General features: G+C 44.0%; 13 protein-coding genes. All 13 read left to right on the top strand.

Annotated features, from left to right (window positions below; translation table 11 throughout):
* The first annotated feature begins 79 nt into the window (after positions 1-79).
* The 13 genes from ABEW73_RS06060 to ABEW73_RS06120 all read left to right on the top strand — a co-directional run bounded on the left by ABEW73_RS06060 (position 80) and on the right by ABEW73_RS06120 (position 15,953).
* Positions 80-1,630, top strand: coding sequence for an extracellular solute-binding protein (locus tag ABEW73_RS06060; RefSeq protein WP_430162465.1), 1,551 nt, complete (start codon positions 80-82; stop codon positions 1,628-1,630).
* 306 nt (positions 1,631-1,936) lie between these two features.
* Positions 1,937-4,837 (top strand): DUF4855 domain-containing protein, encoded by a 2,901-nt coding sequence (locus ABEW73_RS06065; RefSeq protein WP_430162467.1) that lies wholly within the window; start codon positions 1,937-1,939, stop codon positions 4,835-4,837.
* Positions 4,838-5,601: 764 nt separating this feature from the next.
* A complete protein-coding gene (locus ABEW73_RS06070; protein ID WP_430162469.1) occupies positions 5,602-6,201 on the top strand; it encodes a TerD family protein in 600 nt (199 codons plus the stop codon).
* 24 nt (positions 6,202-6,225) lie between these two features.
* Positions 6,226-6,798 carry a TerD family protein gene (locus ABEW73_RS06075; protein ID WP_430162471.1) on the top strand — a complete coding sequence of 191 codons (573 nt, stop codon included), beginning with the start codon at positions 6,226-6,228 and terminating at the stop codon, positions 6,796-6,798.
* A gap of 82 nt (positions 6,799-6,880) precedes the next feature.
* Positions 6,881-7,459, top strand: coding sequence for a TerD family protein (locus ABEW73_RS06080; protein WP_430162473.1), 579 nt, complete (start codon positions 6,881-6,883; stop codon positions 7,457-7,459).
* Positions 7,460-7,485: 26 nt separating this feature from the next.
* Positions 7,486-8,067: a TerD family protein gene (locus ABEW73_RS06085; protein WP_394057737.1), complete on the top strand. Its 582-nt coding sequence runs from the start codon at positions 7,486-7,488 to the stop codon at positions 8,065-8,067.
* A 59-nt stretch (positions 8,068-8,126) separates the two neighbouring features.
* Positions 8,127-9,392: a TerD family protein gene (locus ABEW73_RS06090; RefSeq protein ID WP_430162475.1), complete on the top strand. Its 1,266-nt coding sequence runs from the start codon at positions 8,127-8,129 to the stop codon at positions 9,390-9,392.
* A 30-nt stretch (positions 9,393-9,422) separates the two neighbouring features.
* On the top strand, positions 9,423-10,220 hold the full coding sequence (locus ABEW73_RS06095) for a TerC family protein (RefSeq protein WP_430162477.1): 798 nt from the start codon (positions 9,423-9,425) through the stop codon (positions 10,218-10,220).
* A gap of 157 nt (positions 10,221-10,377) precedes the next feature.
* A complete protein-coding gene (locus tag ABEW73_RS06100) occupies positions 10,378-11,589 on the top strand; it encodes an HpcH/HpaI aldolase/citrate lyase family protein (RefSeq protein ID WP_430162479.1) in 1,212 nt (403 codons plus the stop codon).
* Between the two features lie 76 nt (positions 11,590-11,665).
* A complete protein-coding gene (locus ABEW73_RS06105) occupies positions 11,666-12,958 on the top strand; it encodes a phosphoribosyltransferase family protein (RefSeq protein WP_430162481.1) in 1,293 nt (430 codons plus the stop codon).
* Positions 12,955-14,094 (top strand): cysteine protease StiP family protein, encoded by a 1,140-nt coding sequence (locus ABEW73_RS06110; protein WP_430162483.1) that lies wholly within the window; start codon positions 12,955-12,957, stop codon positions 14,092-14,094. Before ABEW73_RS06105 ends, ABEW73_RS06110 begins: the two co-directional genes overlap by 4 nt.
* Positions 14,091-14,903, top strand: coding sequence for an HAD family hydrolase (locus tag ABEW73_RS06115; protein ID WP_430162485.1), 813 nt, complete (start codon positions 14,091-14,093; stop codon positions 14,901-14,903). The genes ABEW73_RS06110 and ABEW73_RS06115 overlap by 4 nt, the downstream gene beginning before the upstream one ends.
* 27 nt (positions 14,904-14,930) lie before the next feature.
* Positions 14,931-15,953 (top strand): ATP-grasp domain-containing protein, encoded by a 1,023-nt coding sequence (locus ABEW73_RS06120; RefSeq protein WP_430162487.1) that lies wholly within the window; start codon positions 14,931-14,933, stop codon positions 15,951-15,953.
* Positions 15,954-15,996: the final 43 nt, after the last annotated feature.

The raw sequence follows: 15,996 nt of genomic DNA on the forward strand, positions 1-15,996 counted from the left end.
CTCGAGCTTTCGAGCGCTGCGGTCTTCGAACCGGTCCATCCGCCTTTTTTTCTATTTTTTGAAACAGGGGGAATGAACAATGAAAAGACTCTTGTCCATCGCGCTCGTGTTATTGATTGCGCTTGTCGCGATTGCAGGTTGTTCTGGCAAGAATGAGGGGGAAGGGAAGACACCCGGACCGTCGGGTCAGACCGGAGACAGCGTGAGCGGTGACGCCAAACTTGAAGAGGTCACCCTGAAAATCATGATTCCCGGCGATCGGCCGCCGGATATGGATTCGGTCATCGCCGAAGCAGAGAAACGGATGAAGGATACGATCAATGTCAAGCTTGACATCGTGTTCGTGCCCTGGTCCGATCTGGCGCAAAAGACGCAGGTGACGCTCGCTTCTGGCGAAAACATCGATCTTATCTTCGATGCGCCATGGCTGCACATCAACCAGATGATTGCAAGCGGTTTCTATGAACCGCTGGACGACCTGTTGGCCCAGTACGGCCAAACGGTGCTGGAGAAACGGCCGCAGCAAATGTGGAACTACAACAAATACGGCGGCAAAATTATGGCCGTTCCGCTCGGCGTCAGCTACATGTCCGGCAATTCCTACATGGTGCGCAAAGACATTCGCGAGAAGCTCGGCGTACCGCCGATCAAGACGTATGATGAACTGATTGCATTCGCCTACAAGGTGAAGGAGCAGAAGAAAGACATCATTCCGATGAGCGCAGGCTCTTACACGTATTCATTCGTCAATCACCATGCGCTGAACGATTACGAAACTCATGTCAGGCCGACCCACGCCCTGGGTAACAGCTTGATGCTCTATTACAAGAACAATGACGGCAAAGTATACAATTTGCTGGAGGATCGGGAGCCGATCGGAACATGGCTGGCGAACACACACAAATGGTTTAAAGACGGACTGATTTTCAAGGACATTTTGACGACGAAAGATTTTCACCAACCGATCTCGGCAGGCAAAGTAGCAATCGTCACAAACGGTGCGTTCGGTATCGGCGATTCCCTCAAGAACACGTTCAAGAACAATGTACCGGACGGCGAGCTGGAAACGGTCACCTTCTTTAACCCGGAAAAAGGCGCGAATTTCACCAATTTTAAGCAGTGGAATTTCCTGGCTGTTCCGAAGGTAAGCAAAAACAAGGAGCGGGCGATTATGTTCCTGAACTGGGCGAATGAGAAGGAAAACTACGATCTGCTCTCTTACGGAATTGAAGGGAAGCATTGGGAAGCGGTAGACGAGGACAAAATGAAAAACCTGGATACATCCGGCTACTCTGCATTTGGCTATGTCTGGCTATGGAATCCAGTCGATGAGCGCAGTGTTGTGGGTGGCGATCCGAAAAATGATGAATTGGATGCCGTGCTCCGCGATGCTGACATGTTCACCACCGAGATTTTGGCCGGTTTCGAATTTGACAGTACCGCGGTGCAAAACGAAATCAGCCAGTACAATACAGTCGATGGGCAATATTATACGGCGCTGTTTAACGGGGTTATCGATCCGGAGGAGACATTGAAGAAATTCGAAGCGGAAGCTGGTCCCGCCCTCCAAAAGATTCAGCAGGAGCTGCAAAAGCAAATTGACGAGTTCCTGGCGGCGAAGGCGAAATAGAACCGAATCACTTGAACATTGATAAACCGAAGTTACTTATCCATGCTTCAGATCGCCTGAAGTGCGGAGTGTTTGGCTGCGCTGTACTACGGCTGTGGCCAATGGAAACTCGCGCCGCTGGCGGCACTGGACGCGGCGGTGACGGCTTCCTCTTTCCGAGGAAGCCGATCTTTATATGCTGCTGCTTGCTTATGGGGGATTTCGAGAAAGGAGGGATTAAAATCTAGCGTTCACCCGGAACAGAAATAAGGGTTTAAAGTTTTTGATATTTCTGTACTCGAGCATAAAGAAAAGGAGTTGGCCTTGATGAATTCCAATAAAAAATGGGTATCCGGATTAATGGCAGCCGTATTGCTATTGGCTCCGCTCTCCGCGGTTCAGGCGAAATCGCTTGTTCCGGATGTGACTGTCCTACAGGCGGCAGGTGCAGAGCAGATGGAAGTAGGAAGGGATACAGGTCATCCACAGGTCGAACTGGATCAACTGACGGATGCTGGTGAACCGGCAGCGGAACAGGCACCACAAGCAAGAGACGCGAATCAAGCGGCAGCATCTTCGGCAGTGCAGGAGACGCAATTCCGCAATCTCGCGGCAGGCCTCCCGTATGAATGGTCTGAAGCTCCCGAAGCTTCGCATCCCGATGACGGATACAAGCTTACGGACGGAAAATACGGCGCATTGGATATGAACGACCCGGCATGGGTAGGACATCTGCGCGGAAAAACGCGCGAAGTCGTGTTCGATCTCGGAGAGGAAAAGTCAATTGGAAAGATCACGGCTAATTTCTTTCAAGATTTTCCTACGAATTCGATTCTTGTGCCGCTGTCAGTATCGATGTATGTCTCCGACGATAAGGAGAATTGGGGGCTGCTTTCCCATAACGCTACGCAGCTTCTATGGGGAGCAGGACCGCCCAGACAGGAGACTTTTGAATGGGATGGCAGCCGGGATGGAATCAAAGGCGGGAATACGGATGGCAAGCTGGCGTATGCCCGTTATGTGAAAGTGACCTTTTTTATGCACCCTACACAGTGGGAATACATTGACGAAATCGAAATTATGGGTATGGACGGCAAGATTGAAGGGGCGGTAAAGGTTCCTGCCGAGCAGCCTCGTTTTTTGGAACCGGGGGAAGCTACGGCTGGTATCCGGAATCTGAATCTGTTGTATAACGGACAATACGCGAATGGTTTGGGCGATTGGAACAAGGAACGGATTATCCCTAACATCAGCTATGTAAATAAAGACGGCGAGCCGGTCGATTGGCTTTATGACGGCGTTCTATATCTCGGGATTGCTTCGCCTGCCGGTCGCGATTTCGGACTTGGACAAACAAACCTGGACGATTGGAAATGGTATTTGGATAAAACATTTGCAGCCACGGGCGATATGCAGCAGTTGAATGAGGCTGCCAAGGAAGTTGGGGCAAAGCTGAAACAGCCCGATCATCAAGTTAAGGTTGTGTTAATGATTCCGAATCCAGGGGAATCCTTAACAGATTTTGGAGACATTGACGGTAGCGGTTCCTTAAATTTCAACGACTCTATCGTAGGCAAAGAAAAAGCGTCTGAAAACAGAGGAAAAGCGGTTCAGTGGTGGCTGGACCAGGCCCAGCAAAGATGGCAGGCGGAAAGCTACTCTAATCTTGAGCTTGTCGGCATGTACTGGATGCCAGAACAAATCGACATATCCGAATCGGGACCGGACATAGCTCGCATGGTGTCGGATAAAGTGCACGCCATGAACATGAAGGTATTCTGGATTCCACACTCCTATGCTTACAAAATGTTTATGTGGAAAGACGTAGGGTTCGATGCCGCGGCGCTTCAGCCTAACTATTTCTTCGGCGGAATGGATTCCGACCGTCTGGACGATGCTACGAATACTGCAAAGCGGTACGGAATGGGGAACGAAGTTGAATTTGATGACGGAATGCTGACAGATCCCGTACTTCGCGAGCGTTTTATCGAATACTTGGACAGCGGCGTCAGATCCGGTCTGATGCAAAATGGCTTCAGAGCTCACTATCAAGGCAATAATGCAGTATACAACTTAGGGGTAAGCAAGGATCCGGATTTACGTTTAATGTATGACTGGCTGTATCAGTATTTGAACGGAATGTACGCCATTGACAGCAGCCCGGCGCCGGAGACGATGACGGAACTTGTACAGCGTTATGTCGCGTCGCAAGAAATCAATTCGGCTTTTGGTAATGAGTTGTCGTATCGATTGCAGACCATCAAGCTTCTTTTGGACGAAAACAAGCCGAAGGATGCCGTAACGTATATGCAGGATTTTCTCGCGCATATTCACGACCCGGCCGTCCAAGCGCAAGGGTTGATTTCAGCCCCGGCAGCAACGGTGCTTGATTCCTACGCCCAAGTTCTCATTCAAACCTGGTCTGAGGGCAGGGGGCTCAGCAATTTGGTTCTTGGCCAAAGCTATACGATTTCGCAGCCGCCTAACAACAACTACCCCGATTCCGGGAACGAACTTACGAACGGCCAATTCGGCGGGACAGATTACCGCAACGAGCAGTGGCAGGCCCATGCAGGAAGCGACTACCCTGAAGAACGAAGCCGCACCATCACATTTGATTTGGGCAGCAGCAAATCGATCGGGGTAATTAGAGCCCATTTTCTTCAGGACAAAGGGCCTGGTATCTATTTTCCTCAGAACGTCGCTTTTTCCGTTTCATCTGACGGCCAATCCTGGAGTACGCTGGCAACCGTTTCTCCGCCACCGGCACAAGATGCTGCTTCAGCCGAGTTCGTGAGCTGGAGCGGGATAACAGACGGCGTGCCGGGGAAAGCGGGAGCCGATAAAGTGTCTGCCCGCTACGTGAAAGTCGAATTCCCTGTTAACGTCTGGGTCTTCCTGGATGAAATCGAAGTTCTCGGTACTGACGATCTGGCAGGGGGTGGCACGGTTATCGACGGCGCAAGAGCCGTGGTGGATGCCGCTGCGAAGACATTGACGATCGACGGTCTGGTTATAAACGGCAGTCAGTCCCAAGTGAATTTGAAAATACTCGATTCGAAAGGGAAAGTACGGTACGAAGGCCAGACGACCAGTACAGAAACGGGAAGTTTCCAATTCATGATTAAGCTTACCGGCAATTTAAAGGGAACTTGCGACGCCTATTTGTCTATGGAAGGAATGTCGGATCCCGTTAAGATTTCATTCGAGTACAATAAAAAGGACTAATAAGTTATTTCCAGCACGAGCGCAGATTCCGATGGCGTATGGCCCGATTTCTGAGAAGTTGACTTAGGCTGAGGGCATTCCATGATAAATTCTGTCGCGGCATAATGCATGATAATTTATGTTCCGTAAAAAAGCCATGGACGCAGCGTGATTTCCACGCTGTGGCCCGTGGCTTTTATTTTTGAATCGGTCTTGATGACCGTATGGGAAATATGTGGCGCATCATGATGTTTATGAACACGTTTAATATAATGAAGGAATGTAATTGGCTAAGGCGAGGAAGGAGAGAATCGTGAACGAATGACGGTAACGATTAAAGATATTGCGAAGATGGCAGGGTAAGCCATCCTACGGTTGGCGATTGCGCTACTGAAACTGGTTGAGCTAATCCATGAGATTGCTACGAAGGTTGGGAAGAAAACAGCTAAATTGATGCCGTGTTAATTTATTGATTGAGTCTTAATCCCCATGATTGAAGTCATGGGGATTTTTTTGTTATACGCAAAAACACTTAAAGATTGACAAAAGATAGTGGATAGTAAACACTTAAGATGCCTAAATATCCATATTGAGGAATGTATTTTAGCAGATATTGCCGATTATCAGTGATTTTTAATATTTTTTCGCCTAATATCTGAATCTTTTAGAAATCTTTAACGTATTAATACCGATAATATAAATAGATGTCTTTAAAATTAGGTTTTAAGTTGGTTTATGTCTTTAAATCTAGTATCAAAGAACTATTTTGAGAGGAGGTGATAACCGTGACAATTTCTCTGGTAAAAGGCCAAAAAGTTGATTTAACCAAAGGCAACGCTGGACTTTCGAACATCATTGTTGGCTTAGGATGGGATCCAGCCGAGACTAAACGCAAGGGTTTTTTTGCCCGGAAAAATACAACCGCGAACATCGACTGTGATGCTTCTGCATTGCTGCTCAATGCAAATGGTAAATTGTCGAAAGAGGAAAACGTCATTTGTTTTTATAACATCCAAAGTCCATGCGGTTCCGTTCGACATACAGGAGATAACATTACCGGTGATGGCGACGGAGATGATGAGCAAATTATTGTTGATCTAGCTAAAGTTCCGTCGGACATCGAAAAGATATTAATGGTTGTAAACATATATGATTGTGTTTCTCGCAGACAAGATTTTGGGATGATTCAATCAGCATTCATTCGTGTTGTTAACCCTTCGAACAATCAAGAGATCGTACGATTCAATTTAACTGATACTTACGCCGAGATGACAGCTCTCCTCGTTGGTGAAATTTACCGACACAATGGCGAATGGAAGTTCAACGCCTTAGGTGAAGGAGCACACGCTCCCCACATTAATGATTTAGCCCAGCGGTATACTTAATTTATATCAAGAGGAGTTGTATCTATGTCTATTAGCTTGGAAAAAGGCCAAAAGATCGATCTTACGAAAACTAATCCGGGGCTGACTAAAGTAGTTGTCGGTTTGGGATGGGATACAAATAAATATGATGGAGGCCAAGACTTTGATTTGGATGCCTCTGCATTCTGCCTAAACGCTACTGGAAAAGCTGGTAGCGAAAAAGACTTTATTTTTTATAACAATAAGGAAAACATCAATGGGTCTGTACTACATACCGGTGACAACCTGACTGGTGAAGGCGATGGAGATGATGAACAATTAAAGGTAGACCTGTCTGCTGTTCCGGCTGAAGTCGATAAAATCTCCTTTTGCATTACCATTCATGATGCGATTGGACGTAACCAAAACTTTGGACAAGTATCCAACGCCTTCGTTCGCATTGTTAACGAAGATACGAATGTGGAACTCCTTCGTTATGACCTTGGAGAAGACTTTTCCGTAGAAACCGCGATTGTTGTAGGTGAACTGTACCGCAACAATGGTGAGTGGAAATTTAACGCGGTAGGGAGCGGCTACAAGGACGGTTTGTCTGGACTTGTTCGTGATTTTGGACTTTAACCATTAACAGCCTTATAAATGGGCCGTCTATCTGACAGGCGGTCCATTTTTATGGGCAAATCACTTTAAGGGGACGATATATATGGCAGTTAACTTAGCGAAAGGTCAAAAAGTTGACCTGACAAAATCCAATCCGGGCTTGACTAAAGTTATTGTTGGACTGGGATGGGATACCAATAAATATGATGGAGGCAAAGATTTCGATCTGGATGCAACTGCTTTTTGCCTTAATGAAAATGGCAAGGTAAGCTCAGACGCAGACTTTATGTTCTATAACAACCCATCTAACAGCAATAATTCTATCGTTCTTTCGGGTGATAATAGAACAGGCGAGGGTGCAGGAGACGATGAAACCGTTAAAATCGACCTTGCTAATATACCAGCTGATATAAATAAAATAGCATTTTGTATTACGATTCATGAGGCCCAAGAGAGAAATCAAAACTTTGGACAAGTTGCTAACTCGTATGTGCGTGTTGTAAGTGAAGTTTCTGGAGAAGAACTCATTCGCTATGACCTCGGTGAAGATTACTCTGTGGAAACTGCAGTTGTAGTTGGTGAGCTGTACCGCCATGGTGCCGAATGGAAATTTAGTGCTGTTGGCAGTGGCTTTCAAGATGGATTAGCGGGCCTTTGCCGGGATTTTGGTGTAAGTATCTAATTAACGAGAAAGGAGAATCAAATAGCATGACGATAAGTTTATCCAAAGGACAACGTATTGATTTAACCAAGACGAACCCAGGTTTGAAAAAAGTACATATTGGCCTTGGTTGGGATATTAATAAGTACAATACTGGTCAAGACTACGATCTGGATGCATCTGCATTTTTGCTTCATGAAGATGGTAGAGCTAAAAGCGCTGATGATTTTGTGTTCTATAACAATCCTAAGACGGCTAATGGTTCTGTTGTTCATACAGGTGATAATCGGACTGGTGAGGGGGAAGGTGATGACGAGCAAATCATTATCGACTTTTCCTTAATTCCGCAACATATTCACCGCATTGGCATCACGGTAACGATACACGATGCAGCATCTCGAAATCAAAATTTTGGTCATGTATCCAATTCCTTTGTCCGTGTACTAGACGCAGAAACGAATAGGGAAATCGCCCGATATGATCTGGGAGAAGACTTTTCTCTGGAAACTGCTGTCGTCATTTGTGAATTATATCGTCATGGTTCCGATTGGAAATTTCAGGCGATCGGGTCGGGGTTCACAGGAGGGTTATCTGCGCTTTGCAAAAACTATGGTTTGGATGCCCAGTAACATAACCATTTAGAGCATTCTGTGTAATCACATTTTCAAATAATGAAAGGTTGATATCCGTGACGGTCTCCCTTGTCAAAGGTCAAAAAGGTGACCTTACTAAAAACAACCCCAACCTGACTAATGTCATCATAGGAATGGGATGGGGGAACAGAAATAGTTCCCTTGATGTCGATTTCTCGGCATTTTTACTAGCTCCAAACTCTAAAGTAACTAAAGATGAGGATCTAATATTTTATGGAAATCCGACCAATCCTGGGAATTCCATTTCCGTTATATCAAATAGGCAAACCTATTCAGGAATAACAGATCAAGCTCAAGTATCAGTATCTCTAAGAAATATTCCATCCCAATACGATCGCATTTCTTTTGCGTTAACCATCTATGATGGCGAAAAAAGAGGACAGGATTTTTCCCTGGTTGATGATACTTACATTCGTATTATAGATCCTATGAGCGGGAGCGAAATTATACGCTTTAATATCGGGAAATCTTTTTCTGTAGAAACAGCAATCGTTGTAGGAGAATTGTATAGATACAATGGCGAGTGGAAGTTTAATGCCATAGGTTCTGGTTACTCAGGTGGGTTGGCCGCTTTATGCAGCAGCTACGGCATTGAGGTCAAAGAGCAGCCATCCAACAATTCCACGGACATATCGTCTGAATCGGGTACTCCAGCACCTACACCAGTACCACCTACACCGGTACCACCCACACCCAAACCACCAGTTAACCTTTCTAAGATAGAACTGAAGAAACGCGGAGATGTAATCAACCTTGAAAAGGGCTCCGGTTCTCTAGGTGAAATACTTGTTAATTTAAATTGGAACCAAAAGAAACAAAAGGGGTTTTTCGGAAATAAGGGGGTAGACCTTGACTTAGGCTGCTTATTCGAGCTTAAGGATGGCAGCAAGAGTGTAATTCAGGCATTAGGGAATCGCTTTGGTTCTCTGAATCGCTCGCCCTACATTTCCCTTGATGGGGACGATCGAACGGGCACGGTTGTCGGAGGTGAGAACCTTAGAATTAATGGCCATCATATTTCCGAGATTAAAAGAGTCCTTGTGTTTGCCTTTATATACGAGGGTGTAACGAACTGGTCGGAAGCCGATGGAGTCGTAACGATAACGCAAAAAGGCGGGCCAGATATCGTTGTTCGTATGGACGAGCATAACAACCGAAAGGGTATGTGCGCAATTGCGATGATTCGAAACGTGAAAGACCAAACTTTCAGCATTGAAAGACTTGTGGAGTATTTCTCTGGGCATCAAGAGTTAGATCGGGCATATGGTTGGGGAATGAGATGGACTACAGGGTCTAAATAATTTTAATTTCTATGGGGGAATCTCAAGCACATGTCCGACTTCATTAGTAGTTTTGTTGATAACTTTATGGCCTTTTTTGATTGGAATAACCTCACCAGTCTCCTATCAGATCCAGTCACATGGGGAATTATTGCTTCGCTCGTTCTTCTTGAAGGGCTATTATCAGCAGATAATGCGCTAGTACTTGCGGTGCTGGTCAAGCACTTGCCTAAAGAACAACAGAAGAAAGCATTACTTTACGGGATCATTGGTGCCTATGTATTTCGCTTTATAGCTATCGGTGTGGGTACTTTTCTTGTCAAGATTACTTGGGTTAAGGTTGCCGGAGGTTTATATCTCCTGTGGATCGCTTGCAGTAATTTGTTTGATCTGCAGGTGAAGTGGATCCGTGCTGGCAAAATCCCTGTAATCCCCTACATTGGTAAAAAGATAGATGACGAGGGTGAAATAGAAGTAAAAGGTTTGAGTTTCTGGCGTACGGTTATCACCGTTGAATTGATGGACATTGCGTTTAGTATCGACTCTGTCATCGCAGCATTTGGTGTAAGCGAGCAAGTATGGGTTCTGTTCTTGGGAGGTATCCTCGGGGTTCTCATGATGAGGGGAGTCGCGCAAGTTTTCCTGAAACTTATTGACCGTTTTCCTGAACTTGAGAAGGCGGCGTTTATTCTAATTATTATTATCGGAGGAAAAATGCTTGCTGCCGTAGTTGGATTCCATATGAGTCATGTCCTATTCTTTGGTCTATTAATTGCAGTTTTTGTCGGGACGATGATCCTCAGTTCGATCCGCAAAAAATCAGAAAAATCGAACGCGGAGTCCATGTAATAACACATGCGAAATGTATTTGGATTTAAGTGCCTTAGCCTAAAAATAAATATCCCTCCTCATACATCAAGGGAGGGGTATTTTTTAACCTTCGAAAATTAGCGAATGGAAATTTGCTCAATCATAGATTTATAGACTTATGAAGGAGGTAAATGTGGTGCGCTATTTCAATTATTTACAGGGTAACGAAGACTTTTTCTTTAAAAGTCCACAGCCATTTACCAACAAGTCTAGTAAAGAAATTATTGCTCATGCTGTAGGCGCAGCCCTATATATGCCTGCAACAAGACCGAACATCGCGAACGAACTGGTGTCGGGTAAGATTCAGGGGTTAGTTACGGCTGTTATTGATCTGGAAGATGCAGTGGGCGACAACCAGCTGGAAGTAGCCGAGAAAAACCTATGCGTTCAATTGTACAGGATCTTAAAGTTAAAGAAACAGGGGGTGATCACAGAGGAAGACATCCCTCTTATTTTCGTCAGGGTTCGTACTCCTGAACAAATGAAGAGGATTATAGCTGTCTTGGAAGAGACCATTGAAGTTATAACGGGATTTACTCTCCCTAAGTTTTCGTTAGTTAATGGGCAGCAATTCTTGAGTTTGATACACGGATATAATCAGGGTAAGAGTAGCTGCGCCCCAACTTTATACGCTATGCCAATCCTGGAGACGAGTGATGTCATTTATCGCGAAACTCGAATGCAGACGCTGCTGGACATCAAAGATCTGCTGAACTGTTATAAAGAATACGTCTTAAACGTTCGAATTGGGGCTACAGATTTTTCCAGTCTATTTGGACTAAGGCGAAACCCGGACATGACAATATACGATATTGGAGTTATACGTGACTGTATTGCAGACATTATAAACGTTTTCGGAAGATTCGATGATCCGTATGTGATCTCAGGGCCTGTATGGGAGTATTTTAAGAGCGACCGCGTTCTTAAGCCCCAGTTAAGACAGACGCCTTTTGAAGAAGCAGCAGGCAAGCAAGGGCGCCTTATTCGAATGGATTATATAAATATGTATGTGGATGGACTGATTCGCGAAACCGTTCTGGACAAGGAAAACGGAATCATAGGAAAAACGATCATTCATCCGTCTCATTTGTTACCAGTTCAGTCTATGTACGTGGTTACGCATGAAGAATATATAGATGCTATGAATATCATCGCCAATAACGATGGTTCTTTCGGGGTTTTAAAGAGCCAATATGAGAATAAAATGATCGAAATCAAACCACATTTGAACTGGGCAAAACGGATTATATTACGATCTCAAATTTATGGGGTGTTACATGAAAACCAAAACTATACAACACTACTCATCGAAACTAGAGGTTTCGAACAGACACAGGCACACGTATAAAGTCCTCGGCGACCTGGGGGTTCATATTGATGTATTGGATAATCCCTTCGGATTACCACTCGAGTCATTATTTCGAATGGCTGCCAGAATCAATAAAAAGAGAAGTTTTTTGTTTGTAAGCAAATTGTTGGGAAAGCATATTCCTGTCATACCGGAGGTTTCTTTGCTTGGCGGAGCAGCATTGGCACTGCTTTATCAGATGCATGCTAATGGAAAGTTGACGCTCGATATTCATGACATTATGCGCGCCCTTGTAGATCTTGACTCTGCAGGTGAAACATATAAGTATATGAAATCCAACCTGCTTGAACTATCGGAGCCAACATTATTTATAGGCTTTGCTGAGACGGCAACAGCCTTAGGGCATAGTATGTATGATGTTTTTAATGGACCAACGAAGTACATTCACACTACAAGAGATGAAATCGTCGGAACCAAGCCTCTTCTTACATTTGAGGAGGAGCATTCACATGCTACTGCACATCGGTGTTATGCGGCTGATCCGGAGTTTTTTCATGGAGATACACCGGTAGTATTAGTTGATGATGAGATTACAACAGGGAGAACGGCGTTAAACATCATAAGGGACCTACAGCAAAAGCATCCAAGAACTCGTTATGTTGTTGCCAGTCTGTTGGATTGGCGTTCTAATGAAGATATTGATCGCTTTACTGCAATGGAAAGGGAGCTGGGTATCTCCATACACTGTTTGTCTCTGCTAAAGGGTCAAATAAAAGTGGAAGGTACTGCTCCGGAAATTCACGGGGTAGACAGTTTATCTTTAATTCCGACACACAATGTACAGGTGCAGCACCACCATATCGGACATGTTTTCCGTCATATTCCAATCACTTCCATTAACTCATTAAGTGAACAGAATGATAAGCCTTACCTGGAACTAACCGGTAGATTTGGATTGCGGAGTTCAGACAATAAAGTGTTGGATCACATGATTTCTTCAGCGGCCTCATTATTAAAGAACCACAGACTAGGGAAAAGAACCTTGTGCATGGGTACAGGTGAATTTATGTACATACCGATGAGAATTGCGTCTGAAATGGGACGAGGGATTCTATATCAGTCGAGTACCAGAAGCCCTATACATCCTAGTAGAGAAGCATCTTATGGAATCCAGAATGCTTATTCTTTCCATTCCTCTGAGGATCGTAATGTGGATTACTACTTCTACAACATAGCTGATGGGCAGTATGATGAAATTTTTGTATTCGTAGAGCGGTCAGACGAATCAAGCCTAGATACTTACTTAAATGCCTTAAGACTGACCGGAATTCCTGTTATCCATGTTGTGCATTTTAGTGTTAATAACCAGGATGCCGCCCATAATGTTCTTTTGGAGGTTGAAACATGACTGTTATAAACAGGATAATTCCAGCTCCTGCTCCTCTTGGCAGTTACAAGAATGAAGATGTTGTATTTCTATTAAAGGATTTAAGCGATATCCCCCTTGAAAAAGGGAATGAGGACCGTGAGGTGGCGATTCAATCTGGCACTCATTATTCGGAGATGTTACCTGTAGAATATCAGCCGACTGATGAATATATACAGCTGTTTCACTCTACATTAGCTGCCTCTGCAAAAAAAGTAGCTGCAGCAGCAGCTGTCACAGCCGAGCTGATCGTCCGAAAAAGAGGGTTGAATACAATTATCGCTTCCTTAGCAAGAGCAGGAACACCCATTGGAATCCTTATTAAACGATATATTAAGATGGTATATAACCATGATCTTCCGCACTACAGCATATCAATCATTCGAGGTCGAGGAATTGATGAGAATGCGTTGTTGTTCATGCTTCAGAACCATTCCGGTTTAGATATTCAATTTGTAGACGGATGGACCGGAAAAGGCGCAATCCGGAACGTACTGATTGAAGCCTGCAACTTATTTGAAGACAAATATGGAATCACACTTAGTGATGACCTCGCTGTCTTGGCAGATCCGGGCTGCTGTTCGACTACCTTTGGCACGCGTGAAGATTTCCTTATCCCCAGCGCATGTCTGAATTCTACCGTATCCGGATTAATGAGCAGAACGGTGCTTCACAAAGATCTTATAGGTCCGAATGAATTTCATGGAGCAAAATATTATAAAGAATGGTTGCCAAATGATGTATCTAATTTGTTTGTAGACCATATCTCCAATCAATTTAAGAACGTCATCGAAAAGGCTAAATCAGAAGCAGATAGCCTAATTAGAAACCCTTCTCATAATATAGCCACCTGGCAAGGAATGAAGGATATTCGAAGAATACAGGAGGAGTTTGGTATTGAGAATGTTGATCTGGTGAAGCCGGGGATTGGTGAAACAACCAGGGTTCTTTTGCGCCGAGTTCCCTGGAAGATTCTTGTGAACCGTTTAGACAATCCTAACCTTAAACATATTCTACTTTTAGCCAAAGAACGCAATGTTCCTGTTGAGATGTATCCTGAACTTACTTATTCTTGCTGCGGAATTATTAAGCCGTTAAAGGTCGGTGAACAAGTATGATATTTGCCAGTGATTTAGACCATACCCTCATTTATTCCAAGAGATCTATGGGGGATGACCATAGAAATTCAGAGCTTATTCCTGTGGAACTTCACAATAGTGAATATAGATCGTTTATGACCCAAGATACCTTATCGCTGCTGCAACAGGTAATGCAAGTTTCAACATTCGTACCGGTTACGACTCGAACCGTAGAACAGTATAAACGGGTGTTCCATATTTCTGAAAATTTGAAAACTAAATATGCTGTGACAAGTAACGGCGGTAACATTTTGATAGATGGTATGCCGGATCCAATATGGGCTAAGAGGATAAAGGTAGCTTCGGACCGTTGTCTTGATCCTGTTGAAATCAATAAATTGTTTGAAGAAATCTCGTCGCCGGAGTGGGTACTTCGGGGGTATCTTGCAGATGGCTTGTTCTTCACCTATATGATCGATCAAACGAAAATTCCAGTTGATATAGTAGAAAATTTCAGGATAAAACTGGCTTGCCTTGGATGGAGTCTTTCAATTCAAGGTCGAAAACTGTATCTTATCCCAACAGAAATAAACAAAGGGAATGCTGTTAAATATCTTAAAGAGGTGTTATCGTGCTCATTCGTGGCTGCCTCGGGAGACTCTCTACTGGATGAGAGTCTATTAATGGCTGCTGATTTTGCGGTGGTCCCCTCCCATGGTGAATTGTTCAGTACGTATAAAAACAGCGGAGCGTATAACTTCACAAAGGCAGTGGGTATAGTGGCAGCCGAAGAAATTCTGAAATCGGTTTTGGATGCTTTTAAATTACGACAAGTCACGTCGGCTTAAATCATATTCGTGAAAGAGGGAAGATATGTGATCAAGAATATATGGTTTAATCGGACATTCTCAACAGCGAGTCATTATGTTGAAATGATTCGTAACAACCCAGATCGAAATGACTTCAACATTTTCGCTACTCATCCAAAACGTCACTCATTAATGCTTCAAGTTGCTGACTATGCTGAACTTGAGCCGATATTACAACTCGATGAATACCCTGCTTACTGTTTAGACTTCTGTAAAAAGCATAAAATCGATATTTTCATTCCTCATTACGGATTGAATGAGATTGTAAAACATAGAACACAGTTTGAGGAAATCGGGACAAAAGTAATGCTGGCTGGGGACGAGAATCTATTATCACTTGTTGATGATAAAGGCATGCTGTTTGAAGCCTTGGAAAATGTTTCGGGCCTTCATATTCCAGATTATTACGTCGTACAAACATTGAATGAATTTATGGAAGCATACACAAATTTAACTGACAAAGGTCACCGGGTCTGTATTAAGCCTGTTTCAGGGGAAGGAGGAGCAGGCTTCAGGATCGTGACGGAGGATCGGAAAACAATTTCCAGTTTATACGGATCTGTAGATTCTTCGATACATCTTGATGAAATCATTAGGTTGCTTGGCAGTGAACCGAGATTTCAAAGATTAATGGTGATGGAGTATATGCAAGGGAACGAGTATAGCGTCGATTGTTTAGGAACCCCTAACGGAATTGTGGCCGCAATTCCACGTAAAAAAGTAGAGGGACGTATACGGGCTCTGGAATGTAATGACGAGTTAATATCCATGGCTCATTCTATTCATAAGGAACTGCCACTGCAGTACAATTTCAATATACAATTTATCTATCAAGGAAGTACACCGAAACTATTAGAAATTAATCCTCGTACATCTGGAGGGCTATATACAACATGCCTATCGGGAATAAATTTTCCGTATCTTGCCGTTAAACTTATACTTGATCAGAAGATCGAAATACCTGTTCCGAAGTATAATATCTATGCAACTCATGTAGAAAAGGAAGTGCTGTTAAGCCGGCAAATTTAATAGTTACATCTTGTATCTTTATATTGGGACGCTCATTGAGAGC

The sequence above is a fragment of the Paenibacillus lautus genome, from assembly GCF_050482385.1.
Taxonomy (GTDB): Bacteria; Bacillota; Bacilli; order Paenibacillales; family Paenibacillaceae; genus Paenibacillus_AQ; species Paenibacillus_AQ lautus_B.

Coding starts and splice junctions, on each gene's coding strand:
- ABEW73_RS06060 (WP_430162465.1), top strand. CDS start 80: ATGAAAAGACTCTTGTCCATCGCGCTCGTGTTATTGATTGCGCTTGTC.
- ABEW73_RS06065 (WP_430162467.1), top strand. CDS start 1,937: ATGAATTCCAATAAAAAATGGGTATCCGGATTAATGGCAGCCGTATTG.
- ABEW73_RS06075 (WP_430162471.1), top strand. CDS start 6,226: ATGTCTATTAGCTTGGAAAAAGGCCAAAAGATCGATCTTACGAAAACT.
- ABEW73_RS06080 (WP_430162473.1), top strand. CDS start 6,881: ATGGCAGTTAACTTAGCGAAAGGTCAAAAAGTTGACCTGACAAAATCC.
- ABEW73_RS06085 (WP_394057737.1), top strand. CDS start 7,486: ATGACGATAAGTTTATCCAAAGGACAACGTATTGATTTAACCAAGACG.
- ABEW73_RS06095 (WP_430162477.1), top strand. CDS start 9,423: ATGTCCGACTTCATTAGTAGTTTTGTTGATAACTTTATGGCCTTTTTT.
- ABEW73_RS06105 (WP_430162481.1), top strand. CDS start 11,666: ATGGCTGCCAGAATCAATAAAAAGAGAAGTTTTTTGTTTGTAAGCAAA.
- ABEW73_RS06110 (WP_430162483.1), top strand. CDS start 12,955: ATGACTGTTATAAACAGGATAATTCCAGCTCCTGCTCCTCTTGGCAGT.
- ABEW73_RS06115 (WP_430162485.1), top strand. CDS start 14,091: ATGATATTTGCCAGTGATTTAGACCATACCCTCATTTATTCCAAGAGA.